Source organism: Flavobacterium sp. ACAM 123 (assembly GCF_000264055.1).
GTDB lineage: Bacteria > Bacteroidota > Bacteroidia > Flavobacteriales > Flavobacteriaceae > Flavobacterium.
Map to the genome: position 1 here is coordinate 16,491 of NZ_AJXL01000011.1, position 12,941 is coordinate 29,431.

The following is a 12,941-nucleotide window of genomic DNA, read 5'->3' on the forward strand; positions in this document are numbered from 1 at the left end:
CTACTTATACTTGTAAAAACATCTAATCATTACAGAACGATTAGATGTTTTTTTTTGACATAACATTTGTTAACTAACTTTAAAAATTCCACGACCAATTCACAAGAAAATACCGTGGCAACAAATTACTCCTAAAAATAGTAGTTGAGAAATCGTTAGTTTGAATTTGTTCGAAATTCTTTTCGTTGGCAATGTTTGTCATTTTGAAACTGGCTCGCCACTTATTTTTTTTGGCTACATATTCCAAACTACTATCAAGAAACAAAAAATCTTTGTGTTTATTTGAAAAATCAGGAATATAATAATCTGCAGAAAGGATATAATTCCATCTTTTTAACGGCTTAACTATAATTCTAAACTCCTCTTGCATCGCACTATTTGCGAATGTTTGTGGTAAACCCTGACTTTTAGAATTGGAATACCGCCAACTGTATTCGTTTTCAAAATTAATGGGTAGATCAAATGCAGTTTTCCACAAGAATTGCGTTTGAAAAAACTGACTCCTATTAGTTCGTAATTCAGAATCATTAACGATGTTGCTGTAGGTAGACGAAGTAAAATTGGATTTTAGTTTAAAAGTCGATTCTAGAAAAGAAATATATTTAGCTACCATAAAATCAGCTCCTAACTGTTTATTTGCCTGCGGAAGAAAGAAATATTCCACTTGTATAGCATTTTGAGTTATGGTCGAATTAGAAAAAAAACTCCCTTTGTTTAGCCTATAATTAAGTCCTGCACTAAGTTCAAACTGGTTGAAAAGATCATTAATGTTATAATATAAACCCCAGTTTTGACTTTTTTGTAAGTTTGAAGAGGGACGATTACTAATACTAGACCTGTTATTGATTAGAATTTGATTTGTAAAAAAGAACTGCTCACCGTTGCTATTTTGAGAATAACTAGCATTTGCATTCAGAAATGAAATATTAGAAAATCGATACAGTGCGTTCAGCCTTGGTTCAAATATAAAATTCTCTTGAACAATTTTTTTGTTCTCAACATGATTATCTACATTTTGAGACTGAAATTGCAAACTATAGGAAGGAGACAAACTAAATTTCCCTATTCTAAAATTATATTCTCCATTTTGATAAACTGCTTTTTTAGTGTAATCAAAATTATTGTCACTGATTGAAGCTGCAATACTACCGCCATTGTCCTGGCTGTACAAGTTTGATCTAAATGGATTAGAATCCAGTAGGGCACCAATTTTAAAATTATATTTATTTTTATTTACTGCACCAAGTAATTTCGCACTCACTTCCAGATAGTTTTTCTTGAAAGCGCTTTCTTGCACATCATTCCTGGCAGCACCATCAAATAAAGAAGGACTAATTGATAATTTTTGTGGTAGGTTATTAGACGAATGAAAAAGATTCATTTGTACTACTTTCTTATCCGAAATTTTTTTAGTCCATAATAAATTTTGCCTATACAGTAGGTCTCTAGAATCTAAAAATGAGGAATACTTATTCGCATTATTTTGAAGTATTTGCGTAGGCGTTCCTATACGTTCATCTTTAATTCTAAAATTATATTCCAGTAAGGAAGTTTTTGACATGGTGTACTTCAGCTCTACATCTGCTCTATACTGCTTTGGCCTTTTGGTAATCAACGTATTATCGCTAGTACTAAAATTTTGATTATTGATTTGATATTGGTTTTCAAAATAATTGTTAGCAAATATTTTATCCTGTAAATAATACAAATTTGTTTTAACGCTCCATTTTTTTCCAATTTTAAAAATACTACTGTAATTTCCAAATAACTGATTGTTTACATTGGTGCGCGTTGTACCTAAAACATTCGAAAATTGACTTTCTGATATTATTTTTTTACCGGTAACATTGCTTTCCTTCAAATCCTCTGCATTGAGATTAAATCCGACATAATCAAATGGAGAACTATTGACTCCAATGTTATTGTAATTTAAAGTCCCAAAAGATTTAAACTTTTTAGTAATACCTAAAACAGTCACATTATCTTGATGAACTGCCTTTCCTCCCTCAAACAGACCTCCACCGTAACTTAGATCGCCAGAAAAACTGACCTTTCCTTTTTTGAGTTTTAAATTCAAGGATACTTTACCATCTTGCTCTATTCCTTTTAATAAAGGATTTTCGCTGTAATTATCAACGGCTTGCACTTGGTCCACCATATCAACATTGATATTCTTTGTCCCTAGTGTGTAATTAGACCCAAATAGATTATCGCCTTCAAGAGTAACCGTTTCAACGGATTTACCTTTGTATTTTATTTGCCCTGATTTACTGTCTACCTCAATACCGGGGAGTTTTTTTATAATCTCTTCAATTTTGCGCTCAGTTCCATTGCTGTAAGCGCCTACGTTGTACTTTACCGTGTCCTCTACAACTTCAAATGGTTTTTTCTTGGCTACAATCACAACCTCTTTTAGTACTATATTTTTATTCTTCTCCAAAACAAGATTAAAAACGTACGATTTTGCAGGGATAGGCTTTTCTAATGAAATACTTTGAGTGGTATATCCATTTGATCTAACCTCTATAACTAAGCTTTGATACTCTTTCTTTAATGAAAATGAAAATATTCCGTTGCGACTCATATTAAACTCTTTTATAGAATTTAAATTTGTAGCTTCTTTGAATAATAGGGTAGCATTGGCTATTCTATGATTGTTGTTATCTGAAATAGTACCGCTAATATTTTGGGAATAAAATTTTGAACAGAGACAAAATAATACGCAGAAAAAAATAAATTTCATATTTAATTATAAATGATGCGCGTTATTTTTTTGAATTTTCTTCCTTTTCAAACTCTTTGTCAGCAGTATAATCAGTATCATTATCTTCAATATAACGTTGTATTTGCATTCTAGGAGTAATAATCGAGAAACCAGGACCCTTTTCTGTTGCATATTTACTGGCCGCTATCGCTTTTTGTTTGTATAAAGCCTTAAACTCAGACCAAGTAAGGAATTTATCCAATTGAAAAGGATTTTCAGGCATTTTAAATTCCGAGGAAACATTTTTTACACTCATTCCTACTGCCTCCCAACTTACATATTCGTCCGAGGATTTTACTGCTAATATCAACCCCGGTAAGTTCCCAAATTTCCATGGCCCTGCATCTGGCAGTACTGCAGTAAACCAAGCCTCATAAGATCTTCCTCTAAATGATGTAATTGCCAGTTGACAGGAATAACCTAAAATAATCTTAGTCTGTTCCTTTATGTCCCAATTGAATATATTTAACGAATCTTTTTGGACAAAAAAACGCATATCGATAATATCCTTTAAAAACATTTCATTTGTACCATAATTTTTATAAACTGTTTCAAGATTTCTCCCTTTGGGCTTCCAATTAATAATTCCATCATTGGTTGGCCTCTCTTTCAAATTTTCATTTTCAACCTTCTCATCATATATAGAAACTTGGTGGTCCGGTACAACAATCATATCATAATCTGCTTTAAACGTAACTTGTTTTGTTGCGTTCCCCCTAACCACATAATTGTACTGTACAGCAATCATTTGTATAGAGTCTTGCTGCGCCCAGCAGGGAATTAAAAACAAGAAAAAAAATAAACCTATAAATTTCTTTTTCATAAACTAAAAATTAAGAGGCTTAAGAAAAAGCCTCTTTGTTATTAAATTATTATATAAATTAGTTTTCAGATAAATATTTATCCATCATCCTAATATACTCTTGAGCCATTCGATTTGCCGCAGCAAGACAATCTAGTTGTGCATCAAAAGAGCTGTCTCCGGATCCAACTGCACGAAGCGTTTTCACTAATTTGCCGTAATAGTATACATCTGCATGACAAGTCGCATCTGCGAACACATATTTAACATCTGTAGAATTATCTTCATTTAAAGCTCCATTGTTAAAAAGCTCTGTTTTATCTACTTTTTGAGTAACTACTAGTGTTTGTTTAACTGGTTTTGCAAATGAGAAAAAACTCATGCAAATAAAGGTAAGACAAAAAAATACATTTTCTATTTTATTTAATTTTTTGGTTAGAATAAATAGATTCGACTTGCAGACTCTCTGCCATTAAGGACGAAAACTTGAGGAACATATTTTTGGCTTATTTGTTCCGCCCCGTCAACATTATCATAGATAAACATCCTTGCAAGGTTAGCTTTTAATATTCGCGACTATTTTAAAGCTAATATTTGTTCAATATCAGGTTGACTAACTGAGTAACAGCTACTGATCATTTCAAATTTAAACAAAAAAAAAACGATTTAACTTACAAATAAACTTTTTTAACAATATTTTAACAAGTAAAAAGAGTAGTTAACTGAAAATCAAAAATACTACTTCAGGTTCATGATGAACTTGTTATTGATGTTCATAATAGCGAGTTAGAGAAAATTCAACCGATGATTAAGCACGAGATGGAAAATGCTTTTAAGCTCGAAGTTCCGCTAGTTGTAGATCTAGGTATGGGGAAAAACTGGTTGGAGACGCATTAATGAGCTAGCATATCACTTTTCAAAAAAGATTGACTTAAAATTGAAAATCCATCAGACAAAAAAACTGATGGATTTTTTAATTTAACCATAAGGATAGATATTATGAACTCTACCTTAATTTAAGGTCTGTTTTCTATATCTAAAAAACGTATCAGTCCAAAATATTACCAAACCTAATGGCTGCAAAAAGACAAGTAATAAAACTATAATTAATTTGGACGTAGAAGATAAAGACTGATTCTGTATTACCTTAAACAAAGTGTAAACCCAAAAGACCAGATAAAAAACCACTAGACAAACAAAAAACATCTCAATCATAATCAATAAATTTAAAGTTAATTAATTCCACCAACTGCAAGAAGTTGAGCATGACATCGTTACCGTTGTAATGCATACATGGCTATCAACAACACAAGACGTATCCGAACCCACTATAATACAATCTGAATTCCCATCGCTAATATACTCTTGGGTGTCCATTGAGGCTCTTAGTTTTGATCCACTACCAGTTAATCCAACACCTGACTCAAATTTCAAACATCCACTAGCGGTTTTATTAGCTATTGAGGCTGCAACTTTCTTAGTGACATCAGAATTAAAACGCTTTGCATCAATGTCATACAGTTCAATATATACAGATACTAAATTACTAAAAACTAATGTATTATCAGTGCTCATTTTTGTAAAAAAATCTTCATTAATTAGAAATTTCTCATCATCGATTTGAAAGAAAGTTTCATCACGTATATCATTTTTTAAAAATTTATAAGTAACGTTATCAATAGTTGTTTTAAGAACAACTCCGTCTTGCACCACATCAATATAATAGTAGCTTTTTAAATATTTGTTAACAGTAGATAAATCGTAATTCGAAGTTGTTACTTTAAAACTATTCACACTAATTTTTTCTACTGATAAATCATAAACCGCAAAATTTGCAACATATGGGGTAAGATTTGTTTTTTTAACAAATTCCTCTAACTGATATTTACTAGATATTACTTCATCTTTTTTGTAATTATCTGACGAACATTGAACTAAACAAAAGCTCAATGTAGCAATAAAAATGGGATAAAATTTAAAATTTTTCATATGGCAATTAATTCGACTTGCAGACTCTCTGCCATTAAGGACGAAAACTTGAGGAACATATTTTTGGTTTATTTGTTCCGCCCCGTCAACATTATCATAGATAAACATCCTCGCAAGGTTAGCTTTTAATATTCGCGACTATTTTAAAGCTAATGTTTGTTCAATATAAGGTTGACTAACTGAGTAACAGCTACTGATCATTTCAAATTTAACAAAAAAAAAAACGATTTAACTTACAAATCAATTATTTTAACAATATTTTAACAAGTGAAAAGAGTAGTTAACGGAAAATCAAAAATACTACTTCAGGCTCATGATGAACTAATATTTGACGTACACAATAGTGAATTAGAAAAAATTCAACCGATGATCAAACACGAAATGGAAAACGCCTTTAAACTTGATGTACCTTTAACCGTTGAGCTGGGTATGGGTAAAGATTGGCTGGAAGCGCATTAGTCAATTAAAAATTATAACTAAAGATTCGTGAAAATAAAAAATCCATCTGCAGATTAAAATTGCAAATGGATTTTTTTATGTTTTAAATATCCTTACTTATAACTACCCTTTTCTAGTAGACTCTCTCTCTTTCAGTTTAGTTTTAATAACAACTGTTTCATAAGGAATATTTTCTTCTTTAGATTCTAATCTGTCAATAAGTAACTTAGCAGCTACTTCGCCAATTTCGACTCCGTGTTGACTTATGGTGGTTAAACTTGGTGTCAATCTTCTTGAAGCAAGAATACCATCTGCAAAACCTATTATAGAAAGTTCCTCAGGAATTTTATATCCTTTCTTTAAGCCCATTTTTAAAGCTGCGACAGAGTCATTCTCTTCTAAGGCAAAAACACCATCAATGGCATTATTATCAAAAACAGCATCAATTTTACTTTTCAAATCTTCTTCTGAATCCGTACGAAGAATTATATTTTCATTAATTGGAATATTATTATTCTTTAACGCTTTCAAATATCCCTCAGCTCTTAATTTTCCAACACTCAAATTATCTACAGAAGACAACAAGGCAATATTTTTGCATCCCAAATCAATTAATCGCTGCGTAGAATTTAAAGCAGAATCAAAGTCGTCAACAATCACTTTGTCACATTCAATACCATCCGCAGTTCTATCAAACATAACTATAGGAGTGCCATCATTGATAATTGCCGAAAAGTGATTGTATTCATGCAGTTTTTGCGCTTCTTCAGACACTGATAAAATAAATCCGTCTATCGTACCATTACTCAACATTTCTAGGGTATGCGCTTCCTTGTCCATGGATTCATTAGAAATACACATAATAACGTTATATCCTTTTTCATCTGCTACTTTTTCGATACCGCTAAACACTTTGGCAAAAAAGGAATTAAGAATATTGGGAATAATAACCCCTATTGTTTTTGTTTTTCGGTTTTTAAGATTTAAACCAATCACATTGGGTTTATAATTTTTAAGCTTTGCATATTCCTTAATTTTAATTTTTGTCTGATCACTAATTTCAGGACTATCATTAAGTGCTTTTGAAACTGTAGAAACAGAAACGTTAAGTTCTTTTGCTATTTGTTTAAGAGTTGCTTTGACTTTCATAATTAAGGTATGTGTTGACTTTATTAGCAATTTATTAGAAATCCATCTTACTATACTAAATATATGGTTTTCTTTGATTGCAAATAGCTATTTTTACGCTAATGGCTTTTTATTGCTATTTCGCAATATAAAAATTTTATTTCGATAACAAAAGTAATATAAAAATAGAAAGTCGCCATATTGTATAATTGTAAAAGATAACTAATCCGAGGCACATCAAATATCCATTTGATAATCAGGGATAAGGCGAGATAAAATTATTCTTTTAAGCTATTTGTATTTAAAATAATTAATTGTACTTTTGCATCCCCTTTAATGGGGATGGAATGTTTAATTAAAATAATATTATGGACGCATTAAGCTACAAAACAAAATCAGCAAGCAAAGCCACCGTTACAAAGGAGTGGATTGTTGTAGATGCTGATGGGCATAACTTAGGTCGTCTTGCATCAAAGGTCGCAATGATTCTTAGAGGTAAGTACAAACCAAGTTACACACCGCACGTTGACTGTGGGGATAACGTAATCGTTATCAACTCAGAGAAAATCAACCTTACAGGTAACAAAATGGACGAGAAAATCTACATGCGTCACACAGGTTACCCAGGAGGGCAAAGAACTTTAACTGCTAAAGTATTGCAATCAAAAAACCCTGCATTACTAGTAGAAAAAGCTGTAAAAGGAATGTTACCAAAGAACAAAATTGGTGCTGAACTTTTTAGAAATTTAAATGTTGTTGTAGGTTCAGAGCACAAACAAGGTGCACAAAAACCGAAAACAGTTAACCTAAACGATCTTAAGTAATGGGAGTTATTCACAAAATCGGTAGAAGAAAAACCGCTGTTGCACGTGTTTATGTTTCGGAAGGAACAGGAGTAATCACTGTAAACAAAAAAGAATTCGCAACTTACTTCCCAACGGCTACTTTACAGTACAAAGTAATGCAACCAATGTCTATGACAGAGAATGCAACTAACTTTGATGTAAAAGTAAATGTTTACGGAGGTGGTTCAACTGGACAAGCAGAAGCTGTAAGAATGGCACTAGCACGCGTTATGTGTGAAGTAAATCCTGAATACAGACTAATCTTGAAACCAGAAGGTTTATTGACAAGAGATCCAAGAATGGTTGAACGTAAGAAATTCGGTCAGAAGAAAGCTCGTAAGAAATTTCAATTCTCGAAACGTTAATATTGCCTGTCTTGAATACATTTATTCAAGACTTATTGAGTTTATTATTGAATTTAAAACAATGTTGTTGTTGCCTACCGAGGTAGGAATTAGTTTAGCATCTAAATGTATTTAGCCGAGCAATCGCCATTTATACATTGCTAATCAACAGAACGTAAACTAGTACAAAAAATGTCAAACAAAGTAGAAGTAAAAGAATTACTAGAAGCAGGTGTCCACTTCGGTCACATGACTAGAAAATGGGATCCAAATATGGCTCCTTACATTTATATGGAACGTAATGGTATTCACATTATCAATCTATATAAAACTGCAGCAAAAATTGAAGAGGCTAATGAAGCCTTGAAAAAAATCGCTGCATCAGGTAGAAAAATACTATTCGTAGCTACCAAAAAGCAAGCAAAAGACATCGTTGCTGAAAAAGCAAAAGCTGCAAACATGCCTTACATTACTGAAAGATGGCCTGGTGGAATGCTAACTAACTTCGTGACTATCCGTAAAGCCGTTAAAAAAATGGCTACTATTGATAAAATGAAGAAAGATGGTACATTCATGACCCTTTCTAAAAAAGAGCGTTTACAAGTTGATCGTCAGCGTGCTAAATTAGAGAAAAATTTAGGTTCAATTTCTGATATGTCAAGATTACCAGCTGCATTATTTGTAGTGGATATCAAGGCTGAACACATCGCAATAAAAGAAGCTCAAAAATTAAACATTCCAGTTTTTGCAATGGTTGATACTAACTCTGATCCTCGTGAAGTAGAGTTTGTAATTCCATCAAATGATGATGCTTCTAAATCAATCGATAAAATTTTAACTTTAGTAACAGCTGCAATAGTTGAAGGACTTTCTGATAGAGGTTCTGATAAAGAAACTGATGCAACTGAAAAAGCAGCTCCGGCAGCTGAAAAAGTAGCTCCAGTAGCAACTGAAACAGCAGCCCCAGCAGTAACTGAAACAGCAGCTCCGACTGCCGATACAGTGGCTCCAGCAACTGAAGAATAAAACAATATTTAAATTCCAAATTTTAAATTCCAAATTCCCGCAATAAAATTAGAAACAATAAGTTGATAATTTATTACAATTGGGATTTGGAATTTAGGAATTGGAATTTTTACTTTTAACCTTATAAACAAACACAACATGGCAACAATAACCGCTGCAGACGTAAATAAATTAAGAACAGCTACAGGTGCTGGAATGATGGATTGTAAAAAAGCATTAGTGGAAGCTGATGGTGATTTCGATTTAGCGATTGAAAACCTACGTAAAAAAGGACAAAAAGTAGCTGCAAACCGTTCAGATAGAGAATCTACTGAAGGCGCTGCAATTGCTGTTGTAAACGCTGATAAAACTGCTGGTGTAGTTATCACATTAAACTGTGAGACAGACTTTGTAGGTATGAATGAAAGCTTTGTGAAGATGGCTACTGAAATGGCTAATCAAGCATTGCACTTTGATAGTAAAGAAGCATTTTTAGCTTCAGATTTCAACGGAATCACTATTGCCGATAAATTGATCGAGCAAACAGGAGTTATCGGAGAAAAATTAGAAATCAGAACTTTCGACAAATTAGAAGGTGCTTTTGTAGGATCTTATATCCACTCTGGAAACAAGATTGCTACTTTAGTTGCATTATCTAAAAATATTGAAGGTGCTGAAGAAGTAGCTAGAAACGTATCTATGCAAGCCGCAGCTATGTCTCCGATTGCTCTAGACGAATCTGGAGTTGATGCTGTAACTATCGAGAAAGAAATCGAAATCGCAAAAGATCTATTGCGTCAAGAAGGAAAGCCAGAAGCAATGTTAGACAATATCGCTAAAGGCAAACTAGCTCGTTTCTTTAAAGACAATACCTTGGTAAACCAAGATTATATTAAAGACAGTAAATTGAGCGTGGCCAACTACGTGAAATCTTTAGATAAAGATCTTATTGTAACCGGTTTCAAAAGAGCTGCTTTAGGATAATCTATTCTAAACTTTATATTAAATCCCATTTTGTTTATAACAAAATGGGATTTTTCAATTAATACTACAATGAATAATTAACTCCTAGCATAAGATAACCTGGCATAATTGACACCCTAGATTCAGTAAAAAACCCTTGAGTATAGGAAGTCGCTATAAGCCGATTATTATTTAGATTCAACATATTACTACCTTTGAATATTAGTTTTAAATCTTTAGCAACTACGTACTCTACATTCGAATTAAGAAAAAACATAGTATTAGTGTTAAAACCAGAATCTTGCTTATCTACAACAAAACCAAGATCCCATTTTAATTTGTTCTTGTTTTTACCGCGCAACGAAAAACCAAGCTGATGATTTATCGTAACATTACTAAAATCATTCCGTTGTTGCTCTATCCTTCTCTGACTATAATTATAATCAAAACCAAACTGAATATCTGAATTTTTGAAATTAGAAATCACTTTAATCTTACTGGTAAAGTTGTTTGATGAAAAGTCATAATTAATGCCACTGAATTGAGAAGAACCACTTCCATTTAAATAAAACAAAGTGGTTTTAATAGACAAAGGTAGCCGTTTAAATTTCAAATCATAAGCTAGCACCGCTCTTAAAGACTTACTCCCCTCCGAATTGAATAGCTGGCTTTCTATATAATCAGAGGCATAGTTTATATTATTTGAAATAGAATTCTGTTCGTTGCTGTACGAAAGCATTGAAAAAAGAACACTATTAGTCTTAGTATTAATACTAAAATATTGTAGCGAATAATTATTCTTGGGTATTATTTTAGAGAAATCTACTAAACTAGTTCTGAATATAGTTTGAAAATCAAAAATCATACTAGCGTCTTGGATCTGTAACACGGTTGGTAATTGATGTTCTAAAGCGTAATTAAAAGTGAGTTTATTGAATCCAGAAAAATTATATATCAAACTCAAATTCGACTCGTATCGTGAAAACGTATTTTGTGATTCTTGAAATGTACTGTTGACTTTCGTACTATTTAATCCAATAAGTGACTGGAAATTGGAAGTCCAGTTTTTAAACCAGGATAACTTAGACTCTACCGACTGATTCTTTAAATTAAAAACGGAATTATAAGAAGAATTTTGAAAAATAGTGTTCTCTATTGCAGTATTATGAGTCAACAAATTTAATTTTAAAGTAAAGGTATTCGATTTTTTTGACAGCGAAAACAAGTTATAAAAGCCAAAACTTCTGTCTTGGTTTTTACTCTTTTGATTAAGCACCTCAAAACCAGAATCAAATAGCTTCTCTTGTGAAAACAAATCTAAAGACTGCTCGCTTAAATCTGAGCTTTGCTTTACTAATATCTTATAGTCAATCGTTTTTAACAACAAGGTTTTCAATTTAAAAACTTGCGCAAAGCTTAAATTAGTATTGCTTTTGATATAATTAATTTGATTGACATTCCTTAATAGTTCCTGATTGTCTTCATCTGAATTTGGAGTTAAGCCAGCAACATAGGATAAAAAAGTAGTTTTAGATTTATTGAATTCCCATTTAAAGGCGGAATTATTTAAGGAATAAGAACCTTTTTTGTCTTCAAAAAATGAAATTTGATTATCGCTATCTCCTATATTAGTTTGTGTTTTGTTATTCTCTTCCATTAAATTCGTCTTATTAAAAATAGGAGAAAAGGTTATTTTTGCACGTGGAGAAATCAAACTGGTATAAGTGAGTCCGATAAAGCTGTTTTTCTTTTCTTTATTAAGACTGTTTGGATTAAGGAAAGAAGGAACCTCAAGCTCTTTAGACTCACTACCCTCATTATCAATGTTAGAAGCTACTCTCATTTCCCTGTAATCCTCTAGCGATATCGGAGTCTTTCCTATTGTATTGTAATCCGATAAGATAGCCAGATTACCCTTTTTAAAAAATTTAAAAGAATTAGAGTGAAAACGAAGGGCATTATTGATTCCATAACCAATTTCAACATCAGAAACCCACTTATTTTTATAGTTGTCTTTCGTATGAAGATTCAAAGCAATGCCCTTATACGCGCCATCGGCTAATGCAAAACCAGAATAATTTGTCAATAAGTCAATCCCTTCTATCATTTCGGCATTGATGTTCTGGGTTGCCATCTGATGTTTATTCCCGAAGAACTCATTCCCATCGATAAGTACATTATTAATTTGTTGGCCTTTGTACAGTACTTTACCATCTAAATCTACCTCAAGTCCTGGAAGTTTTTTTATAACATCCTCAATTTTGTTTTCGGTTCCATCAACAATTGCTTTTAAATTATAGGAAATAGTATCTCCCTTAATCCGCATTATTTTAGGCCTACTTGTAATCACTACATTTTGAAGCTGATTCATTTCAGGCAGCATTACAAAACTTAGGGTTACACTTTCTTTAACTAGCACGACTTTCATAATAGAGGTATAACCAAGCTTCTTAATATTGAAGACATAGGTGCCAGAAGGTAGCTCCTTATCAAAAACACCCTCGCTATCAGTTGTCCCAAAAACAATTTGATTATCCTCTTTACTTACTATTACAATCGCTCTAGAAACAGCGAATTTGTTTTCGTCGGAAATCTTAATACTTATCGTATTTTGTGAAAAGAGTATAACTGGGAAGAAAAGAAAAAATAAATATTTCAAATTC

At 32.2% G+C, this 12,941-nt stretch carries 10 protein-coding genes and 2 pseudogenes; 6 read left to right on the forward strand and 6 right to left on the reverse strand.

Annotated features, from left to right (window positions below):
- Positions 1 to 79: 79 nt before the first annotated feature.
- The 3 genes from A3SG_RS0103200 to A3SG_RS0103210 are packed head-to-tail and all read right to left on the reverse strand — an operon-like array spanning position 80 to position 3,948.
- Positions 80 to 2,743 (reverse strand): hypothetical protein, encoded by a 2,664-nt coding sequence (locus tag A3SG_RS0103200; RefSeq protein ID WP_016988562.1) that lies wholly within the window; start codon positions 2,741 to 2,743, stop codon positions 80 to 82.
- A 22-nt stretch (positions 2,744 to 2,765) separates the two neighbouring features.
- On the reverse strand, positions 2,766 to 3,587 hold the full coding sequence (locus tag A3SG_RS20650) for a GLPGLI family protein (protein ID WP_016988563.1): 822 nt from the start codon (positions 3,585 to 3,587) through the stop codon (positions 2,766 to 2,768).
- 58 nt (positions 3,588 to 3,645) lie between these two features.
- Positions 3,646 to 3,948 carry a hypothetical protein gene (locus tag A3SG_RS0103210; RefSeq protein ID WP_016988564.1) on the reverse strand — a complete coding sequence of 101 codons (303 nt, stop codon included), beginning with the start codon at positions 3,946 to 3,948 and terminating at the stop codon, positions 3,646 to 3,648.
- A 344-nt stretch (positions 3,949 to 4,292) separates the two neighbouring features.
- Between A3SG_RS0103210 and A3SG_RS21055 the strand changes: the two are divergent.
- Positions 4,293 to 4,463, forward strand: a pseudogene (locus A3SG_RS21055) (DNA polymerase); the annotation flags it as partial.
- Between the two features lie 339 nt (positions 4,464 to 4,802).
- Here the strand turns inward: A3SG_RS21055 and A3SG_RS0103215 are convergent.
- Positions 4,803 to 5,555 carry a hypothetical protein gene (locus A3SG_RS0103215; RefSeq protein WP_232226265.1) on the reverse strand — a complete coding sequence of 251 codons (753 nt, stop codon included), beginning with the start codon at positions 5,553 to 5,555 and terminating at the stop codon, positions 4,803 to 4,805.
- Between the two features lie 282 nt (positions 5,556 to 5,837).
- Between A3SG_RS0103215 and A3SG_RS0103220 the strand changes: the two are divergent.
- Positions 5,838 to 6,014, forward strand: a pseudogene (locus tag A3SG_RS0103220) (DNA polymerase); the annotation flags it as partial.
- 102 nt (positions 6,015 to 6,116) lie between these two features.
- Here the strand turns inward: A3SG_RS0103220 and A3SG_RS0103225 are convergent.
- Positions 6,117 to 7,142, reverse strand: a complete 1,026-nt coding sequence (locus A3SG_RS0103225) for a LacI family DNA-binding transcriptional regulator (RefSeq protein ID WP_016988567.1) — start codon at positions 7,140 to 7,142, stop codon at positions 6,117 to 6,119.
- A gap of 347 nt (positions 7,143 to 7,489) precedes the next feature.
- Here A3SG_RS0103225 and rplM point away from each other — a divergent pair, with 347 nt between their 5' ends.
- The 4 genes from rplM to tsf all read left to right on the forward strand — a co-directional run bounded on the left by rplM (position 7,490) and on the right by tsf (position 10,299).
- A complete protein-coding gene (rplM, locus tag A3SG_RS0103230) occupies positions 7,490 to 7,945 on the forward strand; it encodes a 50S ribosomal protein L13 (protein ID WP_016988568.1) in 456 nt (151 codons plus the stop codon).
- The gene (gene rpsI, locus A3SG_RS0103235) at positions 7,945 to 8,331 is read left to right on the forward strand and encodes a 30S ribosomal protein S9 (protein ID WP_016988569.1); all 387 of its coding nucleotides are present in this window, start codon (positions 7,945 to 7,947) and stop codon (positions 8,329 to 8,331) included. The genes rplM and rpsI overlap by 1 nt, the downstream gene beginning before the upstream one ends.
- A 171-nt stretch (positions 8,332 to 8,502) precedes the next feature.
- Positions 8,503 to 9,336, forward strand: coding sequence for a 30S ribosomal protein S2 (gene rpsB / locus A3SG_RS0103240; RefSeq protein ID WP_016988570.1), 834 nt, complete (start codon positions 8,503 to 8,505; stop codon positions 9,334 to 9,336).
- 138 nt (positions 9,337 to 9,474) lie between these two features.
- Positions 9,475 to 10,299 carry a translation elongation factor Ts gene (tsf, locus tag A3SG_RS0103250; protein WP_016988572.1) on the forward strand — a complete coding sequence of 275 codons (825 nt, stop codon included), beginning with the start codon at positions 9,475 to 9,477 and terminating at the stop codon, positions 10,297 to 10,299.
- Positions 10,300 to 10,363: 64 nt separating this feature from the next.
- Here tsf and A3SG_RS0103255 read toward each other — a convergent pair whose 3' ends face one another.
- Positions 10,364 to 12,937 (reverse strand): carboxypeptidase-like regulatory domain-containing protein, encoded by a 2,574-nt coding sequence (locus tag A3SG_RS0103255; RefSeq protein WP_157485289.1) that lies wholly within the window; start codon positions 12,935 to 12,937, stop codon positions 10,364 to 10,366.
- Positions 12,938 to 12,941: the final 4 nt, after the last annotated feature.